The following is a 17,601-nucleotide window of genomic DNA, read 5'->3' as shown; positions in this document are numbered from 1 at the left end:
CGGTTCCCCGGGATTACACATTCATATCTCTTTTTCGATAAAACACGTAAGTCACAACCGTGAGCACGAACAGCAGCAGTCCTGACAATCCCAGGTACACCGGCTCGAACCCGCCTTCCTCCAGCACAAGCTTCGCATCATAATATTTGAATGGAGTCAGGAACTTCAGTCCGTCCAGCTTCTCATTCAAGTCAATTGCAATCGACAGGATGAAGAGGAAAAGCAAGATTCCTGTTGCCAGGGAGGTGGCTTTTTTCGCATTTTTAAGAACAGCTGCGATGGCCGTTCCAATGACAAGGAAAATCAATTGAAGAATGAACATCCCAATCATCAGCAACGCAATCTCCCCGGTGATGTCCTCGCCTTCTGTATATTTCCCGACCATGCCGACAGAGGCAGCAAGGGTGACAAGATTGAAAATCAAAATATTAACCAGCGCGGCGGAAAGCTTTGCTGATATCATCCACGTCCTTGAAATCGGCTTGACGAGCAGGAACTCTACCGTTTTGTCTCGCTCTTCCTTGGCGATGATATTCGAACCAAGCATCGCTGCATGGATGGCTGCCATCACGGCCAGGTAAAGAAACAGGACTCCAAAATAACCGATCGGTGTCGACAAATCAAGCGAACCAGTGCCCATGATTGCCTGAAGCGATTTTGGCATATCGGCCATCAGCGCATTCATCGATTGCCCGTTTCCCTCGAGGCTTGAGTACTTTGCCATGCCCGAAGCGACCATGAAGATAACGCCAATACACCAGATGATTAACGCTTTCCGGTTTCCTTTCAATTCTCTTTTAAAAAGATTCACGATCTTCCCTCCTCCCTAGACGGAATGGACATCCTTTTTCGAGTATAAATAATAGCTGGCAACGATTGCGGCAATGATAAGAATGGCAGCTGTTAGAAGAAAAGAAGTTTCATAGCTTGCATGCTGCGTGATATAAGCCGAATCAAAATAATTGAACGGCGTCAAATAACGCAACGCTTCATCCTCTGTTGTCGAACTAATCATCCCGAGCATAAAAAAGCCAAAAACCGTTCCTAGCGAAACCGAAATCACCGATTTAATTCTCGGAAAAATTGCGGAGATAACGATTCCCAACGCCAAGAACATCAGCTGAAGAAAGAATAGGGAAACGGCAATCAGGAATAAAGCCTCCTTGTTAAAATCGTCCACCGAGACGATGGATGCCATCACTAATGCCGCGGCGATAAACACGATATTGGTGATGAAGAGGGAAACCAATGCAGCCAGCAGTTTTGAAGTGACGACCTGCGCCCGGGTCACCGGCTTTGTCAGCAGGAAGTCCGCCGTCTTTTCACGCGTTTCCTTTGATAAAATAGAGGTTCCCAGATTCATAGCCTGGATGGCGCCCGCAAGCTTCAGGTACAGGAACGCATACGAGAAAAATCCAATCAATGTTGCGATGCTGTCCACTGACAATCCAATCGCCTTCCTCAACTCAACCGGGAAGCCTTTAAGCAGACTCTTGAACTCTTCTGCATCCTTTGAAAAGGAAGGGAACATCGATAAAAACAAAACCACCAGCGCCACCAGGGACAAGGTCCAGATGACAGTCGACTTCCGGTAGGCCTTCAGTTCGTGAAGGAACATATTCATGTTCTATTCCTCCTTTTCATAGTAATGCATGAAAATCTCTTCAAGGTCAGGCTCCTCCACCCAGAGGTTCGCAATCTCGATTTCCGCGATTTTTTTCATGATGGAATTGAGATTTCCCCTGAATAAAAAGCTAATGATATGGCCGTCCTGCTGCAGCTGGTTCACACCTTCTATATAGAAAAGTTCTTTATTGATAGCGGTGCTTGTTTCTATTTTGAATTTCTTATAGGTGTTTTCTTTTAGCGTGCTGATTTTCTCGACCGTGACAATCCGGCCGTCCTTGATGATCGCAACCCTGTCACACAGCCTTTGCACCTCACTGAGAATATGGGAGGAAAACAGGATTGTCGCGCCTTTCTTGTTTTCTTTTTCAAGAAGCTCGAAAAACTTCTGCTGCATGAGCGGATCGAGTCCGCTTGTCGGCTCATCGAGGATGATCAGCTTCGGTTCATGAAGCAGCCCCTGGACGATGCCGACCTTCTTTTTGTTCCCAAGCGAAAGATCATCGATTTTCTTGGTCAGGTCCAGCTCCATGATCTCAGCAAGCTCCTTGATCCGCTTTGTACAATCCTTTTTGTAAAAGCTTGCCGAGTACTTGAGCAAATCCATGACCTTCATATTGTCATAATAAAAAACTTCGGAAGGCAGGTAGCCAATTTCCTTCTTGATTTCCGGAGCCGCCGTGATGATATCTTTTCCGAAAATCGTCGCGCTGCCTCTTGTTGGATAGATCAATGACAGAAGCGTACGAATCGTCGTCGATTTCCCCGCGCCATTCGGGCCGATGAAACCGAAAATCTCGCCTTCCTTCACATTAAAGCTGACATCCTCAATTCCCCTTGCCTTGCCGTACATTTTCGTCAGATTGTTAATCTCAATCACGTTCATGCCAGACCCTCCCTCCAATTTCTCTCTTCCACCATTGCACTCGAAATGATTTTATCATGGTCGGTTTCAGCGTTTTTCTACCGTTTATCAACTTTATTCACGGTTAAGCTTCTTTTATTTCCGGTTGAACTGTTTTTATTTCCGGTTGAACTGTTTTTATTTCCGGTTGAACTGTTTTTATTTACGGTTGAACTGCTTTTATTTCCGGTTACGGTTAATCCGGATTAAATGACATTCGGTATCGCTATTTCGCTATTCGCTTCTGTAAAACGCCTTCTTCATCATATCGATATACACTTCGGCTTCTTGGAATGCTTCCTCAAAGTCATCAAGTCCTTTGTTCAGTCTTTTCGCTTTTTCGAGTTCCTGGTTGCTGAATCCCTGGAGCGTCCACATGATGATGTTGATGGTTCTTTGGATGTCCGTCCCATCACGAAATTTTTCAAGGTCGATATTATCAAATAGTTTGCTATAGCTGTCTTGCATCAATTCTGTAGTGGTGTTATTCAAGCTCTCTTTCACATCTTCAGAGGATTCCATCGAGGCAGACATCATAAAGTCAAATATCTCTGGATGCCTGGCCATCAGCCTGCTTTTTAGGATCATCAGGTTCTTCAGCCTTTCAAAGATATCTCGTTCAGAAAAATCCAGTTCCTGAAAGAATTCCTCCGATATAACTTCTGTAAAGTGGTTGTATAGAAACAAATAGAGCTCTTTTTTATTATTAAAATAGTGAAACAAAAGTCCTTTTGAAATTCCTGCTGATTTGACGATCTCATTCGTAGAAGCATTTTCGTATCCCTTTTGGGCAAACTCTTTGAGAGCAGCGTTCAGGATTCTTTCCTGCTTCTCCGGATTCAAACTTAAAAACTTAGAAGTCATTGTGCCCTCCTCATTGTTTATTGACCACCTTGGTCAATACTATTGTATTCCTTATTGACCAACCTGGTCAATATCATTCACACCAAACTTTTCGACAAAAACAAAGAGACCGCCGATTGGCAGTCTCCTTGTTGTTTATTTTTTCCGGATTACAGCTCTAACCGGGCTCCCGTCTGCCTGTTCCAGCGGGAGCGGCAAAGCGATGAGTTCATAGTCCCCAGGTTCAATCTGGTCCAGCACGAGTCCTTCAAGGATATGGATTCCATTGTTGTTCAATTCATGATGTGCTTTGAGTTCCTTGCTGTCCAGCGGGTCGACTGATGGCAAATCGAGTCCGAGTAATTGCACTCCCTGCTCAGCGAGATGTGCAGCCAATTCCGGCTCGATATGCGGGATCGATTCCGGGAATGCTGTTTTATCCTGCCATGCATCTGTGCGGATCAGCAGCCGCTTTACTCTGCTTAGATTAATGCCTTCAAGCTCCTTAATACCAATGCTGGCTGGTTTATCCACATGGATTACAAGCGCGGGGCCAATATAGAGATTGAAGTCCAAATCAATGACCTTTTTACCATCGCTTTCGAAATGAAAAGGGGCATCAATATGTGTGCCGGTGTGTGTGCTCATCGTCACCTGCCCGACATTGACCGAACCGCTTTCTTCCATTCCCCAGCTCACTTTATATTCAAATGGCGTGTCGCCAGGCCAGACAGGAATTTTATTGTGTAAAACCTGCGAAATATCAATCCATTCTCCCATTCATTTTCCTTCTTTCTTATTATAACTTCGTCCTCAAGCTCCACAGCTCAGGGAAAAAACGGTGGTCGACGACCTTTTTCAAATAAGATACACCGGCGGATCCGCCTGTTCCAGCTTTGTGCCCGATGATCCGTTCCACCGTGCTCATATGATTGAAGCGCCACAGCTGCTGCTTGCTGCCGATATCGACCAGCTTTTCCGCAAGCTCATAAAGATCCCAGTACTGTTCGACATGGCGGTAAACCGTTAGCCACGCTTCCTCGACGCTGGCATTTGGTTCGTACGGCTGCGACCAGTCACGGTTCAGCGCGGCATCATCGATCTGAAGTCCTCGTATTGACAGTGCTTGAATGGCTGCATCATAAATCGAGCGTTCGTGCAGTGCATCCTCCATCATTTTGTGCAGTTCCACATCATGTTTGTAGACGGATAACACATTTGCCTGCTTCTGCCCTAGAGCGAATTCAATCAGGCGGTTTTGATACGATTGGAATCCGGATGAATGTCCAAGCTTGTCACGGAATTCCATATATTCTGCAGGAGTCAGTGTCGACAGCACACTCCATGACTGGATCAGCTGCTCCTGGATCCGCGAAACCCTCGACAGCATTTTAAAAGACGGCTCCAGGTCATTTTTCCGGATGCAGTCAATCGCCGCGTTTACTTCATGTAAAATCAGCTTCATCCACAGCTCACTTGCCTGATGAATAACAATGAAGAGCATTTCATCGTGGTGATCCGACAGACGCTGCTGGCTGGACAGGATTTTATCCAATTGCAGATAGCTGCCATAGGACAGCTCTTTTGAAAAATCGGTATGGATTTCATGTGAAGTTCTCTGTTCTTCCTTCATTTTCCGGCTTCCCCCTTAGGCTACGACTCCGCGCTCATTGCTGAACTTCTCGTACAATTTATGTTCCATAATTTCTTTTAAGATTTGGACGCCATTCCAGACGTCAGTGTAAGAAGTGTATAGTGCCACAGGTGCCAGGCGGACAATGTTCGGAGCGCGGAAATCAGGTATGATCCCTTTTTCCTTCAAAGCCTTGCAGATTCTCGCTGCTTCTTTATGCTCCAGACTGACATGGCCACCTCTTTTGAAATCCTCTGCCGGACTGCCAATCTTGAAGCCAGCATCGCCAAGCTCATGCTGAATCAGATCCATTAAATATTGATTGATCCTCAATGATTTTTCGCGGATATTCTCGATTCCGGCTTCAGCGAACATTTCAAGAGAACCTAGCAAAGGTGCCAGGCTCAATACATGTGGTGTTCCAATCTGGTAGGCGCCGGCATTTTCAGCAGGAGTCAGGACATGTTCCATATCAAACTGTTTGTCTTTCCTCGAACCGAACCAGCCGGCAAGTCCAGGCTTTGTGCCAAAATACTTTGAATTCACATAGAGACCGGCAACGGCCCCGGGACCTCCATTCAGGTGTTTATAATTGCACCAGTAAGCAAAATCGACTCCCCAATCAGAGAATGAATGCGGAATGGCGCCGATGGAATGGCAGCCATCGAATCCGATCAGGATCCCACGTTCATGGGCAGCTCTCGTCAACCGCTCCATATCAAGGATTTGACCGCTGCGGTATAAAACCGTCGGCAGGACGACAAGCGCAATTTCCTCCGTCATCGCCTCAATGATATCGTCCTCATCGAGGAACCTTCCATCCCTGCTTCTCACCCTGATTAAATGTGTATCCGGGTCTAATCCGTGAATCCTGAGCTGGCTTTGCAGCGCATAGATATCAGAGGGAAAATTCAATTCGTCAGCAAGGATCTTCGTTCTTTTGCCCTCTGGTTTATAAAAAGTAGCAACCAGCTGATGCAGGTTGATCGTTGTGGATCCGCTTACAATTACCTCATCTGCTGAAGCACCGACCAGCGGAGCCGTCAATTCTCCAAGTTTTTCAGATAAATAGAACCACGGATGCTTGCCATCCATCCAGCCATCGATCCCAAGCTCGCGCCAATCAGCCAATGATTCAAGCAGTGTTTGTTCAGCCCGCTTCGAAAGAAGACCAAGCGAATTTCCATCAAGGTAAATCGACCCCGGCTTCAGGTAAAACTCATCCCGAAAACGAGCGAGTAAATCACCGCTGTCAAGCTGTGCAGCAAATTCCGCACCAGGTTCAAAAGAATAAGACCTCATCATCATCTCTCCCATCCCATTTGCAACTAGAGAAATCGTAACAAAGAACAGAAGCAAGCGTCAACAAATGGTCTGATAATTCTTAAAAACTAAAACAGCCCCAATTTCTGAGGCTGTTACGCAGTCCTTATGCAAATCGATAATAAATCAATACAAATGCGGATAATACAAAAATGAAGTTCAAGAAGATAAACACGAATTGATCCACTTTTGTCTTGTGCAGCTTGATTGGCGGATTGTAGAAGGATACGCCTTCGATGATGAAAATAATCAGGACGATATGGATCATGAAATGGCCGATGACTTCTGTGAATCCGAATAGCATGGTTGTCAGGATAAAGATGGTGGTGACGACAAAACCGAGCACCCGGTTCAGGATTCCGACTACGAGCAAATAGCCGACGACGAATTCGACAAATGCGGCCATGACAATGAAAGCCGCAGGTTCAAATCCGAAAGTTGGCACATGGTGGTTCGCGACGATATCCAGCGACATTGTCGGATACACCCATTTTTCAACAGCGACCCAGCAAAGGGAGAGCCCTGTGCCTAAATACAGAAACGGGAAACCTACTTTTTCCAGCTTTGTTTTGCCAACAAGCAGGACGCCAATGATCGCTACATAAAAGCCGTAGTCAAGCATATAGAAAATGCCATGATTAACAGTGACCATAATGAATAAAATGAGTAAAAGTGATGCACCAAACTTTGTTGCGATATGATGCGGCACTAGTAGCAGGCCAATTGCCACCCATGCTAAAATCGTCATTAATGTGTTGTCAATATGAAATTCAGGTGCGAACAAGGTGCCATTTGTGACCTGGATGATCAATGCAGCTGCTGTCCCATATTTTAAAATATATCTTGAATATTTCCTGAAACCTGACAGGAAATCATCCCACTTCTTGATCAGCGGCCATTGTGCCATTTTTGGGATAAACAGTGTTAATAATGCGAGGACGACTGCTGCCAGTAAGGCCAGGCCCATGAATAATGGAGATAAGATATTTTCAATGGTTTCCTTCTTTGGTGCTACCTCGGTGAACCATTTTACGTGAGCATTTGTATAGAAGGGTGTTAGAATGAATCCTAACCCGATGATGATTTGTAATAGTTTTTTCATAAGTAAAACCTCCTGTGGCTAAGTAAACACTATCGATATAGTAATAATACAGGGTGATTTAGAGATTTTTTCATCAGAGTTATGAACGTTTTGTGAAATAATTCACAATTAATCGATTTAACCGGTTTGCTAATTAGGTTTCACATTTCTCTGCGCCGCTATGCTTTTTAATTATGTAGGAATGGGTATATTGAAGATGAGGAATAAAGGATGGTGACCATCAGCTTTGAGACGATTATTTTCGCTTCTGATTATCGGGGCTTTGGCTTATTTTTCATGGCCATATCTAACAGAAAATAAAGAAGTTATAAAAAACGAAATAGAAAACCTAAAAGAAAATCCGGAGCTTGCTTCTGCACTGGAAAAGCTCAATAGTGGAATCAACCAGCTGATCTGGCAGGTCAATGAAAAAAAAGAAGAATTGACACAAGATGAGAAGATTTTGCCTAAAGTATCTAAGCCCGAGCTGGAAACACCTTCTGAGAAAACCTTCACCATCCACAATATTGGAATCGGTGATGGAAAGGGAGATGTGGAAAAACAGCTTGGCGCTCCGAAACGGGTTTCCGTCAATGAATACGGAACAGAGTGGCATGCCTATCATGAAAATTTCCAGAACTTCATCATGGTCTCCTACAGCAAAGATGGAACAGTGAATGCTCTGTTTACCAACCAGGAGCTGATTGCTGCCAAAAACGGAATCAAATATGGGGCTTCGAAAGAGACCGTCCGCCAGACACTTGGGGAACCACTGGGTGAAATCAGGAAAGGGCTTGTCTATTACCAGTTCCAGAAGGACCAGGACTATGACGTCTACAATATCGATGACAGCTATGTAACTGTTTTTTACGATAAACACAGGAATAACACCGTAACAGCCATCCAGATTATCAGCGAAAAACTGGAGCAAAGTAAGGCAGGATTTTATACGGAAGCGAGTGACGCATTGAAGGAAGGTTTTGAATACCAGCTATTCGATTTGACGAATGCATCAAGGGTCGTTCATGGTTTAGGCATCCTGACATGGGACGATCCAGTCAGGGTGACAGCCCGCAGGCACAGTGCCGATATGGCGGAGAACTCGTATTTCAGCCACACGAATCCCGAAGGCCAGTCACCTTTTGACAGGATGGCTGAAGACGATATTGCCTTTTCCGTCGCCGGGGAAAATCTCGCATACGGACAATTCAGCAGCATCTTCGCCCATGAAGGCTTGATGAACTCACTCGGGCACCGGGAGAATATCCTGAAACCAGACTTCAAGCTGCTGGGTGTCGGAGTCGCATTTGGCCCGAAGCATGAGCCTTATTTTACAGAGAACTTTTATAGTAAGAGGAAGTTTTAAATTTCGTTTATAGTAAAATCAGCTGGAAAAAATCGCGTATAATTTCCAATTCGCTATAAAAACGAACTTTTCGCTATAAAAATGAAAAAGTCGCTATAAAAAATTTATTTTCGCTATAAAAATCAAATTTTCGCTATAATATCGTGAACAGGCATGAGGAAGTCCAGATTTCAATACAAGATCCATCCCTTTTTTCAACTTGAATCACTTATATTGGCGATTTTCACAACTTTTCTGGCGATTTTCAAATTTTATTGGCGAAAATATCTTTTTATTGGCGAAAACTACTTACTTATTGGCGAAATTCTACTTTTATTGGCGAACTGGAAATTCCCAGCGTTTTTTTCCAATTTAAAAACCGCTGAATCGGCTCTCACTCCCGATTCAGCGGTTTTTTTCGCAATACTTACTTCACTCGTGGGAATCCGAAGCCTGATGCATAGTCATCGCCTGATGCTGCACCGGATCCGCCAAGGATATCGTTCGATTTTGCACGGTTTTGAAGTTCAGCTCGAAGCTGAGTGTGGCTCATGTTTGGATTTTCTGCCCAGATCTTCGCTGCCAATCCGGATACGTGCGGAGTTGCCATGGATGTTCCGCTGATTGTGTTATATGAACCGTCATACCAAGTTGATTCAATCGCTCTTCCTGGTGCAGAAACTTCCACATCTCGCTCCTGGATGACATAATCCCCATCTGTAGCAGGGTTTCCGCGGGAAGAGAAGTCAGCGACACGGTATGTACCGTTTTCCTGGACATCTTCAAGTGCTGCGACTGCGACTGCGTTAGTCAATGCGCCTGGGTAGCCGATTGTATCTGCATTAGGGCCGCTGTTTCCAGCTGCTGCAACAACCAGAACTCCTTTTCCATATGCATAGTTCACAGCGTCAGCAATCATCGAGCTCTTGCTGCTTGAGCCAAGGGACATCGAAATGACGACATGCGACTTTGTGCGGACAGCTTCGTCTGCAACATGCTGGATTGCGCCAGCGATATCATCTGAATAACCGGATCCCTGGTCATTAAGTACTTTGTAAGCCCAAAGGTCAGCTTCCGGTGCTACCCCATAAATTCCATTGCCTGATCCGCCATGTGCCAGTACAGTTCCGGCTACATGAGTACCATGACCATTTTTATCCGTACAAGACCCATCTACTAATGGGGATCTGCGGTTGGTAAAATCCTTACATTGCTCATCGCTGCCAGCCAAATCGGTATGGTTGACGTTCACGCCCGTATCGAGCACGGCTACCTTTACTCCGTTCCCGCCGGATGTGGCCTGAAGATTGCTATCATTATAGATCGCTTCCATTCCCCATGGTGTGCGGTCAGATGGTGCAGCCTGAGCACCGGACCCGGGCTTCGCTTCCAGCTGGACCTGGGAAACGGTTTCTACTTTTAGATTCTTATTTTTTAATAGTGCTTGATACTGCTTGGCATTTACCGTAGTTGTAAAACCTTTCGCTCCAAAATCCCATCTCGTGCCGAATTGATCTTTCGCCTTAGCTTTTTCAGCTGCAGGACCCTGGACCAGTACTCGGTAAGAATCCTGTGCCTCTGGTGCCTGGCCAAACGCCCCAGCCGCGAACATAGATAGACCCATTGTCATGCTTAATAGTGCGGCTCCAAATGCTTTCCTTCTTTTCATTCAACCACTCCTCTGCATTGATATGGTGTTGCTGGTTTTACAAAATCTATTATATTTAAAATTTTCTGATAATATCAATAAGCTAAACTATTCATTTTTAAGTCTTTAGAATCAGGTAAATATGTACGTTTAAGAAAAAGTCACATGCTATAAGAATTATTTTGAAATTTTCCCAATATCGAAAGAACTAAAAAGAGTGACCTTTTTGTTACAGGTCACTCCTAATGCTGGAAATTAATAGTTAATTTTGCACTTGCAGCTTATATAAACAACAGCAAGCTCACAGCCATAACCGCCATACCGGCCACCACCCCATAGATGGCGAGGTGTGATTCATCGTATTTTTTCGCGGCGGGCAGCAGTTCATCAAGAGAAATGAAGACCATGATTCCGGCAACCGCGGCAAAAATGACACCGAACATGATATCGTTCAGGAATGGCATCAGGAACAGGTAGGCTGCCAGTGCGCCGATTGGCTCAGACAACCCGGATAAAAATGATAGCTTGAAAGCTTTCTTTTTATCGCCGGTCGCGAAATAGACTGGCACGGAAACGGCAATTCCCTCTGGAATGTTATGAATGGCAATGGCAATCGCAATGGCAACACCTAATGCAGGATCCTGGATTGCAGAGGTGAAGGTGGCAATTCCCTCCGGAAAATTGTGAATTCCAATTGCCAGCGCAGTGAATGTGCCCATTTTCAGTAAAGCTGCATCGTTGGCAGGCTTCGAAGAGAGATTCATATCCTCGACTTTCTTCAGTTCATGAGGATTTCCCTGCTTTGGTATGAACTTATCAATTAAAGCAATCAATACAATCCCGGCGAAAAAACCGCCAACGGTCGCCCAGTTTCCCAATTGCACGCCCATCGCCGAAACGAGAGCATCCTTGGCTTTGACAAAGATTTCGATCATCGACACATAGATCATGACCCCGGCTGAAAATCCAAGAGCCAGAGAAAGGAACTTTGTATTCGTCCGTGATGTAAAAAAAGCAAGGACACTGCCAATTCCTGTGGCAAGGCCGGCAAATAATGTCAAACCGAAAGCAAATAAAATCTCCTCTGTCATTGATATTTCTCCTTTAAAATCGATATTTGTCTTGCCCCAATGGTAATTCATCGTCTATGTCTGTTACCTGTTTGAATCCATTAAACGGTTCGAATAATGGGCTTACCCTAAAATGTTTCTTTTGGTAAACTTTCAGGGTGCAAGAACCTCTTTGCCCTAACATTATATGCGTCTGCCCTAAAAAGTTTCCTTAAGTCAACATTTTATCGTATAAGAAACTCATCCTGCAAGAATAAAAATACAAAAACCCCTGCAAAGCTGCAGAGGTTCCTTCTAAACTATAGATTTCTTTTAATTTTGTAATCTGCCTTCTTCTTTTCCAGCCAATTTGGATATTCTGTCTGGATTTTTTGGTCAAATAAAGATTCTTTGATTTCTTTCTTATGGTCCTCAAATACTGCCGTCTTTGCCACTTTTTTATCGGCAACTTTAATGATATGGTAACCAAAGTCTGTTTTTACCGGAGCACTGACTTCGCCCACTTTCATTCCGAAGGCTGCTTCCTCGAATTCTTTCGCCATTTCTCCTTTTCCGAAATAGCCGAGGTCTCCACCTTTATCTGCGTTGCTTGCATCTGTGGAATATTCTTTGGCTAATTCAGCAAAGTCTTTGCCACTGTCCAGCTCTTTCTTGACTTCCTTTGCTGTTGCTTCATCTTTGACTAAGATATGGCTGGCTTTTACTTGTTCATTTTGATCAAAAGTGCCTTTATTTTCCTCAAAGTACGTTTTCATTTCTTCTTCCGTCACTTTGATGGAAGGTTTGATCATTTTTTCGGCGAGCAGATACGTTTCGATATCCTCCCTGATCCTGTCGATTGACACTTTGTTCTGTTCAAGTGCAGCTGCAAATGCATCTTCACCGCCATAGGATTCCTGGAGTTTTGTCAGCTCTTCATCGATTTCATTTCCCGTTACTTTTACCTTTTGCTTGTCAGCTTCCATTTCAATCACTTTATCGGTGATCAGCGAATCCAATGTATCTGCGCCATACATTTCCGTTAATTTTGTGTTCAGTTCATCCTTGGTGATTTTTTCACCATTGACGCTCGCTGCCGTCTCTGTTTTTGAAAAAGCTGTCGCAAAAATCAAGATAAGTCCTAAGGTAATTACGGCAAAAGTCAGCATCAATTTATTTTTTTCCATAAAAGCAATCATTATTTTCCTCCATTAATAAACGCTTGAAGCAGACAAAACAACCTTTAAAGTTTGCTGCTTGCCGTCACGGTAAATTTTCAATTGTGCACTGTCACCCTTTTTAAGCTTGGTATACATATATCTCCTAAGGTCACTCGCACTTTTCACCTGTGCATCATTGATGCCGACGATGAGATCCTGCTCCTGCAGGCCTGCTTTGGCTGCCGCAGAATTTGGGTCGACGCTGGTCACCATCGTACCGGAGTCTACATTTTCCGGCAGATTCTTAAGGTACATTTCAGGGATTTGCTCCAAATCAGCAAGACTTACACCTAAATAAGGACGTTCAACTTTTCCCTTTTCAATCAGCTGGTTGACGATTGGCAGAGCCTCCTGACTTGGAATCGCAAAGCCAAGGCCTTCCACCCCATTTTGCGAGATTTTCAAACTATTGATTCCAATCACTTTTCCATCTGTATTGATCAATGCGCCGCCGCTGTTTCCCGGGTTGATTGCTGCGTCGGTCTGGATGACATTCATTTCCCATTCCCCGGCAGAAGTCGGTACTGAGATGGACCGGTCAACCGCGCTGACGATTCCTTGAGTGACAGTCCGTGATAAGTCCAGTCCGAGAGGGTTTCCGATGGCCAGCACCTGGTCGCCAGGTCTTAAGGCTGAAGAGTCGCCGAATTCGATGACATCCACCGCCTTGGCTGCCTCTATTTTAATAACTGCCAAATCAGTTAACGCGTCTGCTCCGACAACCTGCGCTTCAACCTTCTCGCCATTGTAAAGGGAGACCTCAACCTTAGTTGCACCTTCAATTACATGGTTGTTTGTAACAATGAAGGCTTCCTTGCCCTCTTTTTTAAAAATAACCCCAGAACCAGACCCGGTTTCGACATTACCCTGGCTGCGGGAAAAAGGATTGCTTTCCTGCTGGATATTAGTGATTCCTACAATCGATTTAGAGGAATTCTCAATGATGTCGGCAATTGATCCTGAACTCTTCGCCGAAGTAGGTGTCGTCACAATATTGGAACTGCTTTCTGCTGCTGTTTCCGTCTGAGGCTGCACCTTTTGTCCAGCATCTGTTTCTGTAAAATTAACAGCCGCAAGCGTAATAGCCGAACCGACTACCCCAGCCATGACAGTTGATAGAATGCTTTTGAATTTATTGGACTTTTTGACCGGTTCTGATACAGGGTAACGGGATTGCTGCTCGTTGGCCGATTCCGATTCATGATACCGAAATTGCTGCTCGTTGGCCGGTTCTGATTGATGATAACGGGATTGCTGCTCGTTGACCGGTTCCGATTCATGATTCCTGGATTCCTGCTCGAATTCATTCATGGTATTTCCTCCTCGTTTCTTAACTTGTTTTCATCTTAACCAGAAATTATGAACAAATTATTAACAAACTGAGGCAAGGATTTTAAAAGTTCGGGAAGATTTTGCCCGTCTTAGAAAATAAAAAAGCTGCAGGCATAGTTGCCTGCAGCTTTCATAAATTGTTTACATTTCGATATTCTTCATTAAGTTGGCCATTTCGATCGCAGAAGCCGCTGCGTCCCAGCCTTTATTGCCCGCTTTCGTGCCGGCACGTTCAATCGCCTGCTCGATCGTATCAGTTGTCAGGACACCGAAGATAACCGGAACTCCTGAGTTCATCGCCGCCGCTGATACCCCTTTGGCAGCTTCATTGCAAACATAGTCAAAATGCGGAGTGGAGCCGCGGATAACGGTTCCTAATGTGATGACTGCATCATATTTATTGCTCTTTGCCATTTTTTGCGCCACCAATGGAATTTCGAATGCACCAGGAACCCAGGCAACATCGACATCATTTTCATCGACGCCATGTCTTTTCAAGGCATCCTGCGCGCCGCCCAAAAGCTTGCTGGTGATGAATTCATTGAAACGTCCAACTACAATCCCGATTTTAAGACCTGTTCCTACTAAATTACCTTCAAATGTTCTGTTCATGTCTGATTCCTCCAATTAAAATTTAAGTAAATGACCTAGTTTGCTGTGTTTTGTTTTTAAGTAGTTTTCGTTTTCTTCCCTTGCTGGCATCTGGATGGGCACCCGGTCGACGACTTCAAGGCCATAACCCTTAAGTCCTCTTATTTTCCTAGGATTGTTGGTGAGCAGTTTAATTTGCTTGATGCCAAGGTCTTTTAAAATCTGTGCTCCAATCCCGTATTCGCGAAGGTCAGCACCGAAGCCGAGTTTTTCATTGGCCTCCACAGTATCGTAGCCCTCTTCCTGCAGCTTATAGGCCCGCAGCTTATTCATCAGGCCAATGCCCCTGCCTTCCTGGCGCAAGTACAAAAGGACGCCGCGCCCTTCTTCGTTGATTTGGGTTAGTGCGGCATGCAGCTGCGGCCCGCAGTCACAGCGATACGAACCGAATACATCCCCGGTCAGGCACTCAGAATGGACCCGTACCAGAACCGGCTCATCCGGGTCGATGTCCCCTTTCACAAGGGCAACATGTTCTTTATCATCCACGACATTCGAATATCCGACAGCCTTGAACATTCCGAATTCGGTCGGGAGATTGATTTCAACCTCTCTTTGAATCAGCTTGTCCTTACGGTTCCGGTACTGGATAAGGTCTTTGATCGTGATCATCTTTAATTCGAACTGGTCTGCAATTTTGCGAAGCTGCGGCACCCTTGCCATTGTGCCGTCTTCATTCATGATTTCGCAAATAACGCCAGCCGGCTTGGCGCCGCACATTTTCGCCAGATCGACCGCTGCCTCCGTATGGCCGGCCCGCCTTAAGACGCCGCCTTTCTTGGCGACAAGCGGGAAGACGTGGCCAGGACGTTTGAAATCGGCAGCCTTTGACTCTGGATCAAGCATGCTGAGCACCGTGGCCGAGCGCTCAAACGCAGAAATCCCTGTCGTGGAGAACTTATGGTCGATACTAACGGTAAATGCAGTACCATGTGGATCAGTGTTGCGAGAAACCATCGGCATCAGGTCGAGCCTTTGTGCCAATTCTGTTTCAATTGGAACACAGATCAACCCCCGGCCATGCGTCGCCATGAAGTTAATAACATCGGGTGTTGCCTTCTCAGCCAGCGCGATAAAATCCCCTTCATTCTCCCGGTCCTCGTCATCACAAACGATGACTACCTTTCCTTGCATGAGTTCATATATAGCCTCTTCAATCGGATCAAACATTTTCATCACCCTCACATAAACCCGTTATCCTCTAGGAATTGGGCTGTAATATTGCTTCCTTTTTTTGGAGCTGCTGGAACCTGGTTACTCAAGAAGTGCCCTACATATTTGCCGATCATGTCACATTCTATATTGACGATATCGCCTTTATCCTTGAAGCCAAGCACTGTGTCAGAAAGTGTCAGCGGAATCAGCGACAATGTCAGGCTGTCTTCCGATATCCCGAAAACAGTCAGGCTTGTACCATCAACTGCGACAGAGCCTTTCATGATGACGTATTTCAGCAATTCGGGATCAAGCTGGATTTCATAATACACTGCGTTTTCAACTTGGGTTTTCCCTTTGATGACCCCGACTCCATCCACATGGCCGGCGACAAAATGACCGCCGAACCGGCCTCCGGCTGCCATCGCTCTTTCCAGGTTCACCTTTGAGCCTCTCCTGACGGTTTTCAGGCTCGAAGCTTTTACCGTCTCCGGCATCACATCTACTGAAAACCGGTTTTCGGAAAAGGACGTGACAGTCAGGCATACTCCGTTGACGGCAATACTGTCACCAAGATGGACATCTGTCAGGACTTTTTTCGCGTCAATTGTCAGCACAAAAGATTCCCCGCTGTGCTGGATATTTGCAACAGTCCCGATTTCCTCAATAATCCCTGTAAACATATTAACCTCCCTCTAGACCGGCTCAGCAATGATCCGGATATCCTGGCCGATTTGTTTTACATCGGTGATTTTCAAGGGAACTGTTTCCTCCAGACAGGCAATGCCTTCGCCTCCATATGCTGACGGAGCATTTCTGCCGCCGATCAGCTTTGGCGCGATATAGGTAATCACCCGCTGAAAAGCCTTCTCCCTTAAAAAACTGCCATGGACCTCGGCACCGCCTTCAACATACAGAGAAGTGATGCCGCGCTCCCCCAGTTTTCCCAGCATTTCTTTGATCCCGACTTTCGCAGATTCTAACTTGATGATTTTGATGCCTTGTTCTTCAAATTGTTTTACCCTTTCAGGCTCGGCACCAGATCCTGTCACGATGATGGTCTGTGCTGCCTGGTCAAGGATCAGCCCCGATTCCCATGGCGTTCTCAGGGTGGAATCCAGTATTACGCGAATCGGATTTTTCCCTCCGGTCTCAAGCCGTGTCGTCAGGCTTGGGTTATCTTTAATGACCGTGTTGACTCCAACGAGAATGGCATCCTGTGTATGGCGGAAGTGATGGACGTCCTTGCGTGCTTCCTCACCGGTGATCCATTTACTCTCACCTGCCACTGTTGCGATTTTTCCATCAAGGCTGGTGGCTGACTTCAAGGTTACATATGGAAGTCCCGTGCTTATGTAATGAAAAAACACCTTATTAAGAGCAATAGCTTCGTCCGCTAATAATCCAACCTCAACCTCTATTCCGGCCTCACGCATCTTTTTGATTCCTGCTCCGCCGACGAGCGGATTAGGGTCAACCGAAGCCACAAACACCTTTTTGATACCCGACTCTATGACAAGATTCGAACATGGCGGCGTCTTCCCGAAATGGCTGCACGGCTCCAGTGTCACATAGAGAGTCGCTCCATTCGCTTTCTCACCTGCCATCCGGATCGCATGGACCTCAGCATGCGGCTCGCCTGCCTTCAAATGGGCGCCCATGCCAATGATCTGCCCCTCTTTTACAAGCACAGCGCCAACCTGGGGATTCGGGGAGGTTTGTCCTTCCGCTGCCCTTGCGAGATTGATGGCAAGGGCCATATAGTCTTGATTCTTCACCTTCATCCCTTCC

The 17,601-nt window shown here is 45.6% G+C and carries 17 protein-coding genes; 1 reads left to right on the top strand and 16 read right to left on the bottom strand.

The window, feature by feature from the left end; translation table 11 throughout:
* Positions 1–13: 13 nt before the first annotated feature.
* From J7E38_RS13155 to J7E38_RS13120, 8 genes are all read right to left on the bottom strand, one after another.
* Entirely contained in the window at positions 14–811 is a 798-nt protein-coding gene (locus J7E38_RS13155) for an ABC transporter permease subunit (protein ID WP_214705443.1), read from the bottom strand.
* 15 nt (positions 812–826) lie between these two features.
* On the bottom strand, positions 827–1,624 hold the full coding sequence (locus J7E38_RS13150; protein ID WP_214705444.1) for an ABC transporter permease subunit: 798 nt from the start codon (positions 1,622–1,624) through the stop codon (positions 827–829).
* Positions 1,625–1,627: 3 nt separating this feature from the next.
* On the bottom strand, positions 1,628–2,512 hold the full coding sequence (locus tag J7E38_RS13145) for an ABC transporter ATP-binding protein (protein ID WP_214705445.1): 885 nt from the start codon (positions 2,510–2,512) through the stop codon (positions 1,628–1,630).
* Positions 2,513–2,764: 252 nt separating this feature from the next.
* On the bottom strand, positions 2,765–3,394 hold the full coding sequence (locus J7E38_RS13140) for a TetR/AcrR family transcriptional regulator (protein ID WP_214705446.1): 630 nt from the start codon (positions 3,392–3,394) through the stop codon (positions 2,765–2,767).
* 135 nt (positions 3,395–3,529) lie between these two features.
* Positions 3,530–4,153: an arylformamidase gene (gene kynB / locus J7E38_RS13135; RefSeq protein WP_214705447.1), complete on the bottom strand. Its 624-nt coding sequence runs from the start codon at positions 4,151–4,153 to the stop codon at positions 3,530–3,532.
* Between the two features lie 19 nt (positions 4,154–4,172).
* Complete coding sequence (gene kynA, locus J7E38_RS13130; RefSeq protein WP_214705448.1) at positions 4,173–5,006, bottom strand: tryptophan 2,3-dioxygenase; 834 nt, start codon at positions 5,004–5,006, stop codon at positions 4,173–4,175.
* Positions 5,007–5,021: 15 nt separating this feature from the next.
* The gene (gene kynU, locus J7E38_RS13125; protein ID WP_214705489.1) at positions 5,022–6,308 is read right to left on the bottom strand and encodes a kynureninase; all 1,287 of its coding nucleotides are present in this window, start codon (positions 6,306–6,308) and stop codon (positions 5,022–5,024) included.
* Between the two features lie 127 nt (positions 6,309–6,435).
* Positions 6,436–7,431, bottom strand: a complete 996-nt coding sequence (locus J7E38_RS13120; RefSeq protein ID WP_214705449.1) for a hypothetical protein — start codon at positions 7,429–7,431, stop codon at positions 6,436–6,438.
* Positions 7,432–7,657: 226 nt separating this feature from the next.
* On the opposite strand from J7E38_RS13120, the gene J7E38_RS13115 reads away from it, so the two are divergent.
* Positions 7,658–8,776, top strand: a complete 1,119-nt coding sequence (locus J7E38_RS13115; protein WP_214705450.1) for a CAP domain-containing protein — start codon at positions 7,658–7,660, stop codon at positions 8,774–8,776.
* Between the two features lie 406 nt (positions 8,777–9,182).
* On the opposite strand, the gene J7E38_RS13110 is transcribed toward J7E38_RS13115, so the two are convergent.
* The 8 genes from J7E38_RS13110 to ribD all read right to left on the bottom strand — a co-directional run bounded on the left by J7E38_RS13110 (position 9,183) and on the right by ribD (position 17,588).
* Entirely contained in the window at positions 9,183–10,424 is a 1,242-nt protein-coding gene (locus tag J7E38_RS13110) for a S8 family peptidase (protein ID WP_214705451.1), read from the bottom strand.
* A gap of 260 nt (positions 10,425–10,684) precedes the next feature.
* Positions 10,685–11,494 (bottom strand): zinc transporter ZupT, encoded by an 810-nt coding sequence (zupT, locus tag J7E38_RS13105; RefSeq protein ID WP_214705452.1) that lies wholly within the window; start codon positions 11,492–11,494, stop codon positions 10,685–10,687.
* Between the two features lie 278 nt (positions 11,495–11,772).
* Entirely contained in the window at positions 11,773–12,651 is an 879-nt protein-coding gene (locus J7E38_RS13100) for a peptidylprolyl isomerase (protein ID WP_214705453.1), read from the bottom strand.
* Between the two features lie 12 nt (positions 12,652–12,663).
* Positions 12,664–13,983 carry a S1C family serine protease gene (locus J7E38_RS13095; protein WP_214705454.1) on the bottom strand — a complete coding sequence of 440 codons (1,320 nt, stop codon included), beginning with the start codon at positions 13,981–13,983 and terminating at the stop codon, positions 12,664–12,666.
* Between the two features lie 162 nt (positions 13,984–14,145).
* Positions 14,146–14,616, bottom strand: coding sequence for a 6,7-dimethyl-8-ribityllumazine synthase (gene ribH / locus J7E38_RS13090; RefSeq protein WP_214705455.1), 471 nt, complete (start codon positions 14,614–14,616; stop codon positions 14,146–14,148).
* 15 nt (positions 14,617–14,631) lie between these two features.
* Positions 14,632–15,825, bottom strand: coding sequence for a bifunctional 3,4-dihydroxy-2-butanone-4-phosphate synthase/GTP cyclohydrolase II (locus tag J7E38_RS13085; RefSeq protein WP_214705456.1), 1,194 nt, complete (start codon positions 15,823–15,825; stop codon positions 14,632–14,634).
* Positions 15,826–15,836: 11 nt separating this feature from the next.
* Complete coding sequence (gene ribE / locus J7E38_RS13080) at positions 15,837–16,493, bottom strand: riboflavin synthase (protein ID WP_214705457.1); 657 nt, start codon at positions 16,491–16,493, stop codon at positions 15,837–15,839.
* Positions 16,494–16,505: 12 nt separating this feature from the next.
* Positions 16,506–17,588: a bifunctional diaminohydroxyphosphoribosylaminopyrimidine deaminase/5-amino-6-(5-phosphoribosylamino)uracil reductase RibD gene (ribD, locus tag J7E38_RS13075; RefSeq protein ID WP_214705458.1), complete on the bottom strand. Its 1,083-nt coding sequence runs from the start codon at positions 17,586–17,588 to the stop codon at positions 16,506–16,508.
* Positions 17,589–17,601 lie beyond the last annotated feature (13 nt).

Origin of the sequence: Bacillus sp. ISL-35 (assembly GCF_018613355.1) — a bacterium.
Taxonomy (GTDB): Bacteria; Bacillota; Bacilli; order Bacillales; family Cytobacillaceae; genus Mesobacillus.
This window is presented reverse-complemented; position numbering and strand designations above follow the sequence as displayed.